Source organism: Knoellia locipacati (assembly GCF_007992835.1).
In the GTDB taxonomy this organism is placed as follows: domain Bacteria; phylum Actinomycetota; class Actinomycetes; order Actinomycetales; family Dermatophilaceae; genus Knoellia; species Knoellia locipacati.
Genome location: NZ_BKBA01000003.1, coordinates 657,238 through 672,426, shown reverse-complemented (window position 1 = coordinate 672,426; position 15,189 = coordinate 657,238). Strand labels below are relative to the sequence as shown.

Here is a 15,189-nt window from a genome sequence, read left to right as displayed (position 1 = left end):
GTGCTTGTCCACCGGACAAGCCGCGCGTCCGACTCCGGAACGTTGCGTGGCTGACAGATCTTGGGTCTAGCATCGGGGCCACCGAGGCCAGTGAGGTCCACGGTGGTGAGTCGACGAGGAGACGATGTGGCCGGTTCAGCGCCCATCCTGGAGATGACGGGCATCACCAAGACATTTCCCGGTGTCAAGGCCCTGTCCGACGTCACCCTGACGGTCCGTCGTGGTGACGTCCACGCGATCTGTGGTGAGAACGGCGCGGGCAAGTCGACCCTGATGAAGGTCCTCTCGGGTGTCCACCCGCACGGGTCCTACGACGGGACGATCCGCTTCAACGGTGCCGAGGTGACGTTCAACAACATCCGCGACTCCGAGCACGCGGGCATCGTCATCATCCACCAGGAGCTCGCCCTCATCCCCGAGCTCTCCATCGCCGAGAACATCTTCCTCGGCAACGAGGAGACCCGCCGCGGCGCGATCGACTGGGTCAAGACCAACAACCGCGCCCGCGACCTCCTCGCCCGCGTCGGGCTGGCCGAGGACCCCGAGACCCCGATCAAGAACATCGGCGTCGGCAAGCAGCAGCTCGTCGAGATCGCCAAGGCCCTCGCCAAGGACGTCCAGCTCCTCATCCTCGACGAGCCCACCGCGGCGCTCAACGAGGAGGACTCGCGCCACCTGCTCGACCTCATCCGGGGTCTGCAGGGCAAGGGCATCACCTCGATCATGATCAGTCACAAGCTCAACGAGATCGAGGCCATCGCCGACGCCATCACGATCATCCGTGACGGGCAGACGGTCGAGACGCTCGACGTGCGCGAGGGCGCCGTCGACGAGGACCGGATCATCCGCGGCATGGTCGGGCGCTCGCTCGAGTCCCGCTTCCCCGACCACACGCCCGAGATCGGCGAGGTGATGTTCGAGGTCAAGGGCTGGACGGTGGCGCACCCGCAGGTGCCCGACCGCCTCGTGGCCAAGCAGTCCGACTTCTTCGTCCGGCGCGGCGAGATCGTCGGCTTCGCCGGCCTCATGGGCTCGGGCCGCACCGAGCTCATGCGCTCGATCTTCGGCCACTCCTACGGCACCTGGCTCGGTGGCGAGATGACGCTCAACGGCACGCGGGTCGACCTGCGCAGCGTGCCGGCGGCGATCGACGCCGGCATCGGCTACGTCACCGAGGACCGCAAGTCGCTCGGCCTCAACCTCCTCGACGACATCAAGACGACGACGGTCTCGGCCAAGCTCAAGAAGATCGCGCACAACCTCGTCATCGACCGTCGGGCCGAGCACTCGGCGGCCGACGACTACCGCAAGCAGCTGCGCACCAAGACGCCGTCGGTCGACTACGACGTCGCCAAGCTCTCCGGTGGCAACCAGCAGAAGGTCGTGCTCGCCAAGTGGCTGTTCACCGACCCTGACCTGCTCATCCTCGACGAGCCCACCCGTGGCATCGACGTCGGCGCCAAGTACGAGATCTACGGGATCATCCAGCGCCTCGCCAGCCAGGGCAAGGGCGTCATCGTCGTCAGCTCCGAGCTGCCCGAGCTGCTCGGCCTGAGCGACCGGATCTACACCATCAGCGAGGGCCGCATCACCGGCGTGCTCGACAAGGGCCATGCCGACCAGGAGTCGCTCATGCGCCTCATGACCAAGACCTCGACGACCCCGAAGGACGCTGCATGAACAAGCTCAAGGAGATCTTCGGTGGGGACACCCGTCAGTTCGGGATGATCTTCGCGCTCGTCTTCCTCATCGTGCTCTTCCAGGTCCTCACCGACGGGCTGACGCTCGACCCCGGCAACGTCATCAACATCTTCCAGGGCAACAGCTACATCCTCGTCATGGCGATCGGCATGGTGCTCGTCATCATCGCCGGACACATCGACCTCTCGGTCGGGTCGGTCGCCGCCTTCGCGGGCATCGTCGTCGCCATCGCGATGCGCGACTGGGGCATCCCGTGGCCCGTCGGCATCCTGCTGGGGCTCGCCATCGGCGCCCTCGTCGGCGCCTGGCAGGGCTTCTGGGTCGCCGTCGTCGGCATCCCCGCGTTCATCGTCACCCTCGCGGGCATGCTCATCTTCCGCGGCGCCAACCAGTACGTCGGCAAGTCCAACACCGTCCCCGTGGGCGAGGGCTTCCAGACCATCGGCGCCGGCTACCTGCCCGAGGTCGGGCCCAACACCGGCTACAACAACCTCACCGTGCTCATCGGGATCCTCGTCTGCGCCGCCATCATCGGCGGCACGCTGCGCAACCGCCGCAACCAGGCCAAGATCGGCGCCGAGCTCGAGGACGGCATGGTGATGTGGATCCGGCTCGCGCTCATCTCGGTCGCCATCCTCGCCGTCGCGATGCTCATGGCCTCGGGCCGCCCGGGCACGTCGCTGCCGATCTCGGCGCTCATCCTCGGAGCGCTCGTTCTCCTCTACGGCTTCATCTCGACCCGCACGATCATCGGCCGCCACATCTACGCCGTCGGTGGCAACCGGCACGCGGCCGAGCTCTCCGGTGTGCGGTCCAAGCGGGTCAACTTCCTCGTCATGATGAACATGTCGATCCTCGCCTCGCTCGCCGGGATGATGTTCGTCGCCCGCTCCAACGCCTCCGGCCCGTTCGACGGTGTCGGCTGGGAGCTCGACGCGATCGCCGCCGTCTTCATCGGTGGCGCCGCCGTCACCGGTGGTGTCGGCACCGTGGTCGGGGCCGTCATCGGTGGTCTCGTCATGGCCGTGCTCAACAACGGTCTCCAGCTGCTCGGCGTCGGGGCCGACATGACCCAGATCATCAAGGGCCTCGTCCTCCTCACCGCCGTCGCGTTCGACGTCTACAACAAGAGCCAGGGCCGGCGCTCGCTCACCGGCCTGATGATGCAGAACTTCGGTGGCCGGGCGACGAAGGAGACGGCGGAGACCGTCAAGCAGGAGTCCTGAGGTCAGCCGGCCGCACCACAACTGAATACGCACCACAGTGACGCTTCCGCCCCGGGTGCGCCACGGCATACGAAAGAAAGAGACGACATGCGTTCCCTCACCAAGCTGATGGCGGTCACCGCCGTCGCGGCGCTCGCTGTGACCGGCTGCGGCCGGGCAGACGACACGTCCACCTCGGGCTCCGGCAGCTCCGCCTCCGGCGGCAGCGGCAGCGGCGGCTTCGCCGGTGACTCGCTCATCGGGGTCTCGCTCCCGCAGAAGACCTCGGAGAACTGGGTCCTCGCCGAGCAGCTCTTCAAGGACGACCTGGGCAAGGCCGGGTTCAAGGCCGACGTCCAGTTCGCCAACGGTGGTGTCGGCGAGCAGCAGAACCAGATCCAGTCCATGGTCACCAAGGGCGCCAAGGTCATCGTCATCGGCGCCATCGACGGCGCCCAGCTCGGCACGCAGGTCAAGGCGGCCAAGGACGCCGGCGCGACCGTCATCGCCTACGACCGCCTCATCAAGAACACCGACGCGGTCGACTACTACGTCGCCTACGACAACTTCAAGGTCGGTGTCCTCCAGGGCAACGCGCTCCTCGAGGGCATGGCGGCCAAGAAGCCGTCCGGCCCCTACAACATCGAGCTCTTCGCCGGTTCGCCCGACGACGCCAACGCGCAGGTCTTCTTCGACGGCGCCATGAGCGTCCTCAAGCCGAAGATCGACGACGGCACGCTCAAGGTCACCTCGGGCCAGACCGCCTTCAACCAGGCCGTCACCCAGGGCTGGAAGGCCGAGAACGCGCAGAAGCGCATGGACACCCTGCTCTCGGCGTCGTACTCGTCGGCCGCCCTCGACGGCGTCCTCTCCCCGAACGACACCCTCGCCCGCGCGATCATCACCTCGGTCAAGGCCGCCGGCAAGCCCGTCCCGGTCGTCACCGGTCAGGACTCCGAGGTCGAGTCCGTGAAGTCGATCATGGCCGGCGAGCAGTACTCGACGATCAACAAGGACACGCGCAACCTCGTCGCCGAGACCATCAAGATGGTCCAGGCGCTCCAGAAGGGCGAGAAGCCGACCGTCAACGACGACAAGTCCTACAACAACGGCGTCAAGGTGGTCCCGGCCAACCTGCTCGTCCCGGTCATCGTCACCAAGGCGAACGCCAAGGAGGCCTACGCCAACGACCCGACCCTGAGCAAGCTCACCCAGTGAGCTGACACCTCTCAGGTCTCCACGTCCTCGGCCCCGTCACCCTCGTGGTGGCGGGGCCGAGGTGCGTCAAGGAACGGAAGGTATGCCGTCCGCCCGCGTTCTCGTGTGCGGGCGCCGGTCGTTCGCTAGGTTCCTGTCATGACGAGGGGGTCGGTGCCGCGCGGCGTGGGACACCGGTGCTTGCGGCGGTGGCCTTCGAGAAGCGTCGACCGTTGCCGACCGTCGTCGCCGCGGGCGAGAGCCTCAACCTCCTCGTCCACGTGAGGGCGCAGGTGCCTGCGCAGGTCGAGGCGATCGACGTGACCTACACCGGGGCAGGCCGGACCAGGAGCGTGCGCAACAGCACCGTCTTCCAGATCCGCGACCGCTGCTTCTGAGGCCGCAGCGGGTCGCGCCCTGCCCTGCCCGGATCAGGCTGGAGCTGCGGGCACGCCCTCCTGCTCCTCCCAGAGCTGGCGGGTCTCACCCATCGTCCGGTCCATGATCGCGACCATCGCCTCGTGCGCGCGGTCGCCGTCGCCACGCTGGATCGACGCGGCAACGTCGCTGTGCAGCTGGAGCGCGTCGACGTGCGGGTGGTGCGGCATGAGGCCGTAGGCGTGGCGGCCGGCGAGCACCTCGGCGACCTGCTTGTGGAGGTGCTCGAACATCTCATTGCCCGAGGCGGCGAGGACGCGCTTGTGGAACTCGACGTCGAGGCGCAGGAAGTCGTCCATCCGTCCGTCCTGCCCGGCGGCCCAGAGCTGGCCGGCGAGGGTGACGAGCTCGGAGGCCTCGAGCGGCTTGGCCCGCTCGGCGGCCAGGCGCGCGGCCTGCGGCTCGACGGCGGTGCGCAGCTCGGTGATCGAGCGCAGCTGGGTGAGCCGACCGCCGGTGGCCAGGCGCCACCGGATGACGAGCGGGTCGTAGACGTTCCACGCCGACCGGTCGTGCACGACGGTCCCGACCCGCCGGCGCGAGGTGACCAGCCCCATCGAGGACAGCACGCGCAGCGCCTCGCGGACGACCGACCGCGACACGGAGTGGCGGGCCATGAGGTCATCGATGAAGAGGATCGTGCCGGGGGCCAGCTCACCGCCGCAGATCGAGAGCCCGAGGGACTCGACGAGGCGCCCGTGGAGGCCGGAGTGGTCGTCGTCGTGGAGCGCATCGGTGGGCACGTCACAAATCATACGAGCGAGCGCAGACTCTTGCACAAGTCAGACTTATCGGCTTATGCTCGCGGACAAGACGGACGTGAGTCCGCCGCGGCGACGGCTCCAATGGCGGGGCGGCCGGATATCCAAGGAGATCGACGTGTTGCGACGCACAGCAATCGGATCGACCCTCGCACTCGCCGCGGCGCTCAGCCTCTCGGCGTGCGGTGGCGGTGGCGACGACGAGGGCACCGGGTCCAAGACCATCCAGGTGACCCTCGCGAACCACGTGTGGACCGAGAACATCAAGGCGGCCCTGCCGGAGTTCGAGAAGGCGACCGGCCTCAAGGTCGAGCTCACCCAGCTCGGTGAGGACCAGCTGTCCGACCAGTACAACGTCAAGCTCAACGCGGGCACGAGCGACCTCGACGTGATGATGTACCGCCCCCTCCAGGAGGGCAAGCTCTTCGGCAAGAACGGCTACCTGTCCGACATCACCGAGGACACCAAGGGTGCCTCGGACTGGAACTGGAGCGACTTCCAGTCCGGTCCGGTCGAGGCCACGACCTACGACAAGAAGGTCGTCGGCGTCCCGCTCATCACCGAGACCGAGGTCCTCTACTACCGCAAGGACCTCCTCGCCAAGGCCGGCTACACCGCGCCGCCGAAGACGCTCGACGAGCTCAAGGAGGCCGCCGCCAAGGTCCAGGCTGCGAACCCCGGCGTCGCCGGCTTCGTCGCCCGCACGGGCAAGACCGCTGCCGTCACCCAGTTCTCCGGGTTCCTCTACAGCTTCGGTGGCAAGTGGGCCGACGACTCGGGCAAGGCCGCGGTCAACTCGGCCGAGGCCAAGCAGGCCTACGCCTACTACGGCGGGCTCATCCACGACCACGGCCCCAAGAACGTCAGCACCGACATGAGCTGGCCCGAGGCGATGGCGATCTTCACCCAGGGCCAGGCCGCCTTCTACACCGAGGCGAGCTCGCTCTACAAGAACGCCACCGACCCGGCCAAGTCCAAGGTCGCCGAGACCGTCGGCTTCGCGCCGTTCCCCGAGGGCCCCGCCGGCTCCAAGCCCTACAACGTCCCGTCGTGGGCGCTGGGCATCAACGAGGCCTCCGAGAACAAGGCGAACGCCTGGAAGTTCATCGAGTGGGCGACGAGCAAGGAGCAGACGCTCGCCAACCAGAAGGCCGGCGTCCCCGGTGCGCGCACCTCGGTCGCGAACGACGCCGACGCCACGTCGACCTACCCGAAGGACCTCGTCGAGGCCGCCAAGGCCGGCGCCGAGAACGGGGTCGGCTTCGACCGCCCGCAGGTCGTCAAGGTCCCCGAGGCCCGTGAGCTCGTCGGCCAGCCGATCGTCGACGCGATCACCGGCAAGGACTCGGCCGCCGCGGCCGACAAGGCCGCCGAGGCCTTCCAGGCCCTGCTCGACGACGAGAACAAGTAGCACGAAGCCCCACGGGGCACCTCGGGTTCCCCGGGCGGCCGCACCGCGAGAGGTGCGGCCGCGCGGGACCCGGACTGCGCGGCATACGACCGCGTGAACCACACGAAGCACCCACGGCAACGAAGGCGATCTCCCATGTCTGCTGACGCACTCCCCGTGACGGGAACGTCCGGGTTCTCCCGATGGGCCAACACCCATCGCAAGTGGCTCTTCGCCTCCCCGGCCATGGCGTTCGTCGTCGTGCTCATCATCTTCCCGGTGGCGTGGACGCTCTACCTCAGCCTCACCGACGCCGAGGGGTCGGTCCGCTCCGAGAAGGAGTTCGTCGGGGCGCAGAACTACCTCGACGTCCTCGCCGACACCGCCCGCTTCTGGCCGGCGGTCTGGCGCACCGTCCAGTTCACCGGTGTCGTCCTCATCGTCGAGGTCGTCCTCGGCATGGCGATCGCCCTGCTGCTGTGGCGTCCGTTCCGCGGCGAGAAGTGGGTGCGCGTCGCGATCCTCATGCCGCTCGTCGCCACCCCCGTGGCCGTCGGCATGATGTGGCGCCTCATCTTCGACCCCAACATCGGCATCGCCAACCAGGTCCTCGGCTGGTTCGGCATCCCCGAGCAGCCGTGGCTCGCCGGCCCGAACTCGGCGCTGTGGACCACGATGCTCATCGACATCTGGCAGTGGACGCCGATGGTCGTCCTCATCCTCCTCGCCGGTCTCACCTCGCTCTCGGACGAGCCGCAGGAGGCCGCGCTCATCGACGGGGCGAGCGGGTGGCAGCGCTTCCGCTACATCACCCTGCCGCTCATGAAGTCGACGATCATCGTCGCGGTCCTGCTTCGTGGCATCGACGCGCTCAAGACGTTCGACATCCTCTACGCCACCAAGGGCAAGGGCGGTGGCAGCTACCACGAGGTCGAGACGCTCAACGTCTACGCCTACGGACTGAGCTTCGACTACAACGAGTACGGCACGAGCTCGACCGTCCTCATCCTCTTCTTCCTCATCATCATCGGGTCGATGTGGGCCCTCACGTCACGTCGGAAGGCGGACTACTGATGCGCGGCGGCACGGCATACAAGACGTTCCGCGTCGGGGCCCTCGTCCTCGTCGTCCTCGGGCTGCTCATGCCCCTCATCTGGATGGTCGCGGCCTCGCTCAAGACCAACGTCGACATCTACGACACGAGCAAGGCGCTGTTCTTCTCGCCCACGGTCGACAACTACAAGACCGTCCTCGAGCAGGCGAACTACGTCACCTTCATCATCAACAGCCTCTGGGTGGCATTCGTCTCGACGGTGCTCTCGCTCCTGCTCGGTGTGCCCGCGGCCTACTCGATGAGCCGGTTCTCGATGAAGCGCTCGGCGCTCGTCGTCCTCATGGCACGCGTCATCCCCGGTGTCTCGCTGCTCGTCCCGTGGTTCTACGTCTTCTCGAACCTGCGGCTCGTCGGTGGCTTCACGGTCCTCGTGCTCAGCCACATGTTCGTGTCGCTGCCGCTCGTCGTCTACATCATGATGGGCTACTTCGACGGCCTGCCGCTCGAGCTCGAGGAGTCGGCCCAGGTCGACGGGCTCACCCCGATCGGCGCGTTCCGCCGGATCACGCTGCCGCTGAGCACGCCGGGCATGGCGACCGCCGGGATCCTCGCGTTCATCTTCTCGTGGAACAACTTCATGTTCGCCCTCGTGCTGTCCGGGGCGAAGACGAAGACTCTCCCCGTGGCGATCTTCGACTTCGTCGGCTACGCGGCCATCGACTGGGGTGGCCTCATGGCCGCGGCCACCGTCGTCACCGTGCCGATCATGGTCATCGCCCTCCTTGCCCAGAAGTACGTCGTCTCCGGCCTCACCGCCGGCGCAACGAAGGGCTGACGCCTCATGTCTTCCGTGATCGACCGTGTCGAGACCTTCCTCGTCGCCCCCCGCTGGCTCTTCGTGCGCATCGAGACCTCCGACGGCATCGTCGGCTGGGGCGAGGCGACCTGCGAGGGGCGCTCCGAGACCGTCCGCGCCGCCGTGGAGCAGCTCGCCGAGGTCATCCTCGGCGGCGACCCCGAGCGGATCGAGGACCACTGGGCCGTCATGACCAAGGGCTCGTTCTACCGCGGCGGCCCCATCCTCGGCAGCGCCGTCTCCGGCATCGACCAGGCGCTCTGGGACATCAAGGGCAAGCGGTATGCCGCACCGGTGCACCAGCTGCTCGGCGGAGCCGTCCGCGACCGCGTCCGCGTCTACGGCTGGGTGGGTGGCGACGAGCCCAACGAGGTCCGTGACCACATCGGCGAGCAGGTGGCCGCCGGTCTCACGGCGGTGAAGATGAACGCCAGTGGCCGCATGTCGCCGCTCGGCACGGTGGCCGAGATCGACGGTGTCGTGGCGCGGGTCGCCGCGGCCCGCGAGGTCCTCGGCGACCACGGTGACGTGGCCGTCGACTTCCACGGGCGCTTCAGCCTGGCCAACTCGCGCCGGGTCGCACCGCTGCTCGAGCCCTACCGGCCGCTCTTCCTCGAGGAGCCGGTCACGCCGGAGAACTCGCACCTCATCGGGCAGTTCGTCCGGTCGACGACGACCCCCGTCTCGACGGGGGAGCGGCTCTACTGCCGGCAGGAGTTCCTCCCGGTGCTCCAGGCCGGTGTGGCCGTGGTCCAGCCCGACCTCTCGCACGCGGGCGGGATCACCGAGGTGCGCAAGATCGCCGCCCTCGCCGAGACCTTCGACGCAGCGCTCGCGCCGCACTGCCCCCTCGGCCCGCTGGCCCTCGCCTCCTCGCTCCAGGTGGCGTTCGCGACGACGAACCACCTCATCCAGGAGCAGAGCATCGGCATCCACTACAACCAGGGCGCGGACGTCCTCGACTACCTCGTCGACACCAAGCCGCTCCAGTTCGTCGACGGTCACATCGAGCGCCTCACCGGACCGGGCCTCGGCATCGAGATCGACGAGGCCGCGGTGCGCAAGGCGGCCGAGGTCGGTCACGCCTGGCGCGGTCCCGTGTGGCGCCAGCCCGACGGCGCGTTCGCGGAGTGGTGATGGGACCCGGACAGCTCGTGTCGACCCTGCGGTCGCACCCCGTCATGGCGATCGTCCGTGGCACCTCGGCGCAGGCGTCGCTCGACGTCGGGCTCGTCCTCCTCGAGGAGGGGATCCGGCTCGTCGAGGTCACCCTCACGACACCGGGCGCGCTCGACACGGTGGCGGCGCTGCGTGCGGCCGGCCCCGACACGGCCTTCGTCGGCGTCGGCACCGTCCTCACCGTGGACGACGTCGCGAGCGTGGTCGACGCCGGTGGCGACTTCGTCGTCACGCCCGCCGTCACTCCCGCTGTCGCGGAGTCCGCGCGACGCGGACTGCCCTGTGCCGCAGGCGCGTTCACGGCAACCGAGTCGTATGCCGCGTGGTCCGCGGGTGCCGAGGTCGTCAAGCTCTTCCCCGCGTCGGTGGGTGGCCCCGGCCACCTCAAGGCGCTGCGCGACCCGTTCCCCGACATCCCCTTCATGGCGGTCGGAGGGGTGGGGATCTCCGAGGCCCGGGCCTATCTCACGGCCGGTGCCGTCGGTGCCGGTGTCGGCGGCCCGCTCGTCGGTGACGCCGCATCGGGCGGCTCGCTCGACGCCCTGCGCGGGCGGGCGCGGGCCTTCGCCGACTGGGCCGCGGACGCCGGGAGCCGGTGATGACGGTCGAGGTCGTGACCCTGGGCGAGAGCCTGGCGTCGTTCAGGTCGACCGGGCCGCTCGGCTTCGGCGCGGCTCTCACGCCCCACCTGGCCGGCGCCGAGTCCAACGTCGCCATCGGGCTCGCGCGGCTCGGGCACGCCGTGGCGTGGGCCGGTCGGGTCGGCGCGGACCCCTTCGGGCAGGCCGTGCTGCGGACCCTGCGCGCCGAGGGCGTCGACGTCTCGGCCGCCGTCGTGGACGAGTCGGCTCCCACCGGTCTGATGTTCCTCGAGCAGCGCACCGCCGACCTGTCGCGCGTGCACTACGTGCGTGCCGGTTCCGCGGGATCCCGGGTGTCGGCCGACGACCTGCCGGTCGAGGCGATCCGGGCGGCCTCGCTGCTCCACGTCACCGGGATCACCCCCGCGCTGTCGACGGTCGCGGCCGACGCGGTCACCGCGGCGGTGGCCGTGGCCCACGAGGCGGGTGTGCGGGTCTCGCTCGACGTCAACCACCGTGCCCGGCTGTGGGGCCGCGACGACGCCGCACGCATGCTGCGCGGCCTGCTGCCCCACGTCTGGATGGTCGTGGCGGGGGAGGACGAGCTCGCGATCGTCGCGGACGGCCCGGAGGACGAGGCGGTCGACGCCCTGCTCGCCGCGGGGGTCCGTCAGGTCGCGATCAAGCGTGGCGCCGACGGCGCCTCGCTGCACACCCACGACGGTCGCCGGGACCGCGCCGCCGTCGCGGTGTCGGCGGTGGACACCGTCGGGGCCGGCGACGCCTTCTGCGCCGGTCTGCTCTCCGGGGTCCTCGACGATCTGGCTCCGGACGAGGCGCTGGACCGCGCGGTGCACCTGGGGGCCTGGGCCGCCAGCACCACCGGCGACTGGGCCGGGCTGCCGACGCGCTCCGAGCTCGACGACCTGCTCGCGGTCCGTCCCGGCGAGACCCTGCGATGAGCGGGGAGGACACACGGCACGTCGTCGTCATGGGCGTCTCGGGCAGCGGCAAGACGACGGTGGCGCACGGCATCGCCAAGGCCACGGGGTTCGAGTTCGCCGAGGCCGACGCGTTCCACTCCCCGGAGAGCATCGCCAAGATGGAGGCGGGCATCGCCCTCACCGACGCCGACCGCTGGCCGTGGCTCACCGCGCTCGCCGAGTGGATGACCGCGCGCTCCGAGGCCGGGGTCTCGACGATCATCACGTGCTCGGCGCTCAAGCGGAGCTATCGCGACGTGCTGCGTCATGGTGCACCGGCGGTGACCTTCGTTCACCTCGACGGTCCGGCCGAGGTCATCCGCGCGCGGCTGTCGGTCCGCGAGGGCCACTTCATGCCGGCCAGCCTGCTCCAGTCGCAGATCGACACCCTCGAGCCGCTCGGTGACGACGAGGCAGGGGTCGTGCTCGACCTGCGGCGCTCACCCGACGAGCTCATCGCCGACGCCCTGGACTGGCTGGCCGGCAGCCGCCGCTGAGCGCAGCCCGAGTTCACGGTCGGGCTCGCGGCCGAGGTCGCGCTCGCGGGCACGCTCACGGGCCAGGCGCTTCATCCCCTCGGCAGGGCGGATCGGCTCCGGCCACTTGGGGAGTGCCTCGTCCCCGTCGTAGCGGCCGCTGAGCCGGCGACGCACGAGCGGCAGGACCTCCGTGCGCAGGAAGCGACCCTCCTCGCGCACCGTCTGTCGCCACGCCCGCGACTCCCGCTCGCCGAGCTCGCGCACCCGCAGGGTGTGGGGGACCCCGAGCTCACGCAGGACGAACGCCGCCATCCGCTTGTGGCCCAGCCGGTTCATGTGGATCTTGTCCGGCGCCCACAGGCGCCGGTCCTCGTACTCCCGCATCACCGTGTGGTCGAGCAGGGTCGCGCCGTGGGTGCCGGCGAGGTCGCGCACGGCGTCGTTGAAGAGGAGCACGCGCCGGCGCAGGGGCTCGAGCAGCGCCGTGGTCCTCATGTCGAAGGCTGTGAAGACGAGGACCTGCGCACCACCGGACCCCAGCCGGACGAGTGCCGCCTCGTAGCGCTCGACGAGCGACTCGAGGTCGGCGCGCAGCGACAGGATGTCGTTGCCCCCGGCATAGAACGAGATGTGGGTCGGTTCCATCGCCAGGGCGTCCTCGAGCTGGTCGGTCACCACCTGGTCGAGCACCTTGCTGCGGATGGCGAGGTTGGCGTACTCCCACCGCGGGTCGGCGCGACCGAGCTGACGAGCCATCCGGTCGGCCCATCCCCGGAACCCGTTGGGGTAGTGCAGGTTCGGGTCGCCCACCCCCTCGGTGAAGGAGTCCCCGACGGCGACGAAGCGACCAGCGTCCATGGCACATGCATGTCATGCGCCGACGCCCGTCGCCACCTCGTGCAGCAGGTGTCGGCCGATGTTCGCCGAGACGTTCCCGTCACGTCAGGTGCGGGCCACCGGCGACGGTGGGCACACGGCATACCGTCCGCTCGTGACCACGTTCGTCGCCCTCGGCGACTCGCTCACGGAAGGTGTCGGCGACCCGCATCCATCGTGGCCCAACGGCCTGCGCGGGTGGGCCGACCTCGTAGCCTCACGGCTCGCCGTGCACGACCCGGCGACGGAGTACGCGAACCTCGCGCTGAGGGGGAGGACCGCGCGGGACGTCGCGGCCGAGCAGCTGCCCCCGGCCCTGCGGATGCGGCCGGACGTCGTGACGGTCTGGGCCGGCGGCAACGACGTCCTGCGCCCCGTCCTGCGGCTCGACGACGTCCTCGCGCCGGTCGACCACACACTGGCCAGCCTCATCGCGACGGGGGCGACGGTGGTCGTCTTCACCGGGTTCGAGGTCACCGGGTCGCCGGCGTTCGGCCCGGTCCGCTCGCGCGTGCGACGGCTCAACGCCGGGCTCCGCGAGATCGCACAGGACCGCGGCGCGCTCGTGGCGGATGTCTCCGACCGCGCCGAGTGGAGCGACCGCCGGCTCTGGGCGGACGACCGCGTGCACCCGTCGGTGCTGGGTCACGCGCGCCTCGCGGCGCAGGTGCTCCGGCTCCTCGGCCTCGAGGGGGTGGCGCCACCCGTCCTCGGCGCCGGCCCGCGCGCGAACCGCGGCCGGGTCGTCGTCGACGAGGTCCGGTGGTGGCGGCACCACGCGGTGCCGCACATCGCGCGCTGGGCCTCCGGCGCATCCCGTCGCGAGCTGGTCCTCCCGAAGTGGTCGGTGCCCGTCCGCCCGAGCGGTGCGAGGCCGTGGTTCGAGGGCGGCAACGATCTGGCCGCGACTTCGGCGCAGCCTCTCCGATCTCCCGGTTGATCGCGGCATGATGTGCTCGTGGATGACGATGAGCCTCGTGGCTACCGCGGTGCCCGGCGAGACGAGGCCGACGGCCACGACGACGACTACGACGACGACTACGACGAGTACGACACCAACGCCGGGTCGGGCAGGTTCTTCGGTCTCACAGCGCTGAGCACGCTGCTGCCGGGCGCCGGGCTCATCCCCACGCGACGACGCGGCTTCGGTCTGGTCCTCCTCGGCGGTGCGGTGCTGCTCGTCTCGCTCGCGCTCTTCTATGCCTGGCGCAAGGGCGTCGTCGTCGCTGCGCTCGACCTCGCTGTCCGTCCGCGGGTCCTCGTCATGCTGCTCGTCGCCACCACCGTCGGGGCAGCGCTCTGGTGCGCCGGGATCATCCTCACGGCGCGCGAGACCTCTCCGGGTGGCCCCGGTCGCGGCTGGCGCGCGCTCTTCGCGGCGGTCTGCTGCCTGCTCGTCGTCGCACCCGCGGCCAACGCCGTGCGCTACCTGTCGATCCAGCACGACGTCGTCAACGTGCTCACCGGTGGCAACAGCGACGCCGACGAGGCGACCGCCAACGCCTGGGCCGACCAGCCGCGGGTCAACGTCCTGCTGCTCGGCTCCGACGCCGGTGACGACCGGATCGGTGTCCGCACGGACTCGATGATGGTCGCGAGCATCGACACCAAGACCGGCGACACCGTCCTCTTCAGCCTCCCGCGCAACCTCGAGCGCGTCCCCATCCCGTCCGGGAACCCGCTGTCGAAGCTCTACCCGAACGGCTACGACTGCGGCGACGAGTGCCTGCTCAACGGCATCTGGACCCTCGCCACGGACCACGCCGACCTCTTCCCCGGCAACGACAACCCCGGGCTCACCTCGACCCGTGACGTCATCGGGGAGATCCTCGGCCTCGAGATCGACCGCGCCCTCGTCGTCAACCTGCGCGGGTTCCAGGCCCTCGTCAACGCCATGGGCGGCGTCGACATCAACGTCAAGGAGCGCGTCTGCGTCTCCTGCAAGCTCGTCAACGGGCGCATCGTCTTCACGGGCGGCCAGGAGCGGTGGATCGAGCTCGGTCCGCAGCACCTCGACGGCTACCACGCCCTCTGGTACGCCCGTTCGCGCGCCGGCAGCGACGACTTCAGCCGCATGCGCCGCCAGCGCTGCGTCACCGGCGCGATCATCGACCAGGCCGACCCGGTGCAGCTGCTGCGCAACTACCCGAAGCTCGCCGAGGTGGTCAAGGACAACCTCACCGTCGACATCCCGACGTCCGAGCTCCCGGCGTGGGCCGAGCTCATCGGCACCGTCCAGGACACGGGCTCGATCCGCAGCCTGCCGATCACGAACAAGGTCGTGCGGGTCACCCGTCCCGACTTCGACAAGATCCGCACGCTCGTCAAGGACGCGATCAACCCGCCGCCGGCCACGGCTGCCCCGAGCACCGCGGCTCCCTCGCCGAGCCGCACGCCGAGCAACTCCGGGTCCGGCTCCAACACCCCGAGCCCGAGCGAGCCCACCGACGAGGTCCAGGACCTGGGCGCCACCTGCTGAACCGGGCGCA

15 protein-coding genes are annotated in these 15,189 nt (G+C 69.8%); 13 read left to right on the top strand and 2 right to left on the bottom strand.

The genetic code is table 11. From position 1 onward, the window contains the following. The first annotated feature begins 153 nt into the window (after nt 1-153). The 4 genes from mmsA to KLO01_RS17050 all read left to right on the top strand — a co-directional run bounded on the left by mmsA (nt 154) and on the right by KLO01_RS17050 (nt 4,501). On the top strand, nt 154-1,680 hold the full coding sequence (mmsA, locus tag KLO01_RS04740) for a multiple monosaccharide ABC transporter ATP-binding protein (RefSeq protein ID WP_147062585.1): 1,527 nt from the start codon (nt 154-156) through the stop codon (nt 1,678-1,680). After that, on the top strand, nt 1,677-2,927 hold the full coding sequence (mmsB, locus tag KLO01_RS04735; protein WP_147062583.1) for a multiple monosaccharide ABC transporter permease: 1,251 nt from the start codon (nt 1,677-1,679) through the stop codon (nt 2,925-2,927). The genes mmsA and mmsB overlap by 4 nt, the downstream gene beginning before the upstream one ends. An 87-nt stretch (nt 2,928-3,014) precedes the next feature. After that, nucleotides 3,015-4,124, top strand: a complete 1,110-nt coding sequence (locus tag KLO01_RS04730; RefSeq protein WP_147062581.1) for a substrate-binding domain-containing protein — start codon at nt 3,015-3,017, stop codon at nt 4,122-4,124. Nucleotides 4,125-4,336: 212 nt separating this feature from the next. Then, nucleotides 4,337-4,501: a hypothetical protein gene (locus KLO01_RS17050; RefSeq protein ID WP_186827905.1), complete on the top strand. Its 165-nt coding sequence runs from the start codon at nt 4,337-4,339 to the stop codon at nt 4,499-4,501. Between the two features lie 33 nt (nt 4,502-4,534). Here KLO01_RS17050 and KLO01_RS04725 read toward each other — a convergent pair whose 3' ends face one another. After that, complete coding sequence (locus tag KLO01_RS04725; protein ID WP_246136048.1) at nt 4,535-5,284, bottom strand: FadR/GntR family transcriptional regulator; 750 nt, start codon at nt 5,282-5,284, stop codon at nt 4,535-4,537. Nucleotides 5,285-5,420: 136 nt separating this feature from the next. Here KLO01_RS04725 and KLO01_RS04720 point away from each other — a divergent pair, with 136 nt between their 5' ends. The 7 genes from KLO01_RS04720 to KLO01_RS04690 all read left to right on the top strand — a co-directional run bounded on the left by KLO01_RS04720 (nt 5,421) and on the right by KLO01_RS04690 (nt 11,842). Next, nucleotides 5,421-6,713 (top strand): ABC transporter substrate-binding protein, encoded by a 1,293-nt coding sequence (locus KLO01_RS04720; RefSeq protein WP_246136047.1) that lies wholly within the window; start codon nt 5,421-5,423, stop codon nt 6,711-6,713. A 135-nt stretch (nt 6,714-6,848) separates the two neighbouring features. Continuing rightward, nucleotides 6,849-7,766 carry a carbohydrate ABC transporter permease gene (locus KLO01_RS04715; protein ID WP_246136046.1) on the top strand — a complete coding sequence of 306 codons (918 nt, stop codon included), beginning with the start codon at nt 6,849-6,851 and terminating at the stop codon, nt 7,764-7,766. Further along, nucleotides 7,766-8,581 (top strand): carbohydrate ABC transporter permease, encoded by an 816-nt coding sequence (locus KLO01_RS04710; protein WP_147062575.1) that lies wholly within the window; start codon nt 7,766-7,768, stop codon nt 8,579-8,581. Before KLO01_RS04715 ends, KLO01_RS04710 begins: the two co-directional genes overlap by 1 nt. Nucleotides 8,582-8,587: 6 nt before the next feature. After that, nucleotides 8,588-9,739, top strand: a complete 1,152-nt coding sequence (gene dgoD, locus KLO01_RS04705; RefSeq protein ID WP_147062573.1) for a galactonate dehydratase — start codon at nt 8,588-8,590, stop codon at nt 9,737-9,739. Next, nucleotides 9,739-10,380: a bifunctional 4-hydroxy-2-oxoglutarate aldolase/2-dehydro-3-deoxy-phosphogluconate aldolase gene (locus tag KLO01_RS04700; RefSeq protein ID WP_147062571.1), complete on the top strand. Its 642-nt coding sequence runs from the start codon at nt 9,739-9,741 to the stop codon at nt 10,378-10,380. Before dgoD ends, KLO01_RS04700 begins: the two co-directional genes overlap by 1 nt. After that, complete coding sequence (locus KLO01_RS04695) at nt 10,380-11,324, top strand: sugar kinase (RefSeq protein WP_147062569.1); 945 nt, start codon at nt 10,380-10,382, stop codon at nt 11,322-11,324. The genes KLO01_RS04700 and KLO01_RS04695 overlap by 1 nt, the downstream gene beginning before the upstream one ends. Then, nucleotides 11,321-11,842, top strand: a complete 522-nt coding sequence (locus KLO01_RS04690) for a gluconokinase (protein WP_147062567.1) — start codon at nt 11,321-11,323, stop codon at nt 11,840-11,842. The genes KLO01_RS04695 and KLO01_RS04690 overlap by 4 nt, the downstream gene beginning before the upstream one ends. Here KLO01_RS04690 and KLO01_RS04685 read toward each other — a convergent pair. Then, the gene (locus KLO01_RS04685; RefSeq protein ID WP_147062554.1) at nt 11,786-12,682 is read right to left on the bottom strand and encodes an SGNH/GDSL hydrolase family protein; all 897 of its coding nucleotides are present in this window, start codon (nt 12,680-12,682) and stop codon (nt 11,786-11,788) included. The genes KLO01_RS04690 and KLO01_RS04685 overlap by 57 nt on opposite strands. A 58-nt stretch (nt 12,683-12,740) precedes the next feature. Between KLO01_RS04685 and KLO01_RS04680 the strand changes: the two genes are divergently transcribed. Further along, the gene (locus tag KLO01_RS04680) at nt 12,741-13,640 is read left to right on the top strand and encodes an SGNH/GDSL hydrolase family protein (protein WP_186827904.1); all 900 of its coding nucleotides are present in this window, start codon (nt 12,741-12,743) and stop codon (nt 13,638-13,640) included. 18 nt (nt 13,641-13,658) lie between these two features. Beyond that, complete coding sequence (locus tag KLO01_RS04675) at nt 13,659-15,179, top strand: LCP family protein (RefSeq protein ID WP_147062550.1); 1,521 nt, start codon at nt 13,659-13,661, stop codon at nt 15,177-15,179. Nucleotides 15,180-15,189: the final 10 nt, after the last annotated feature.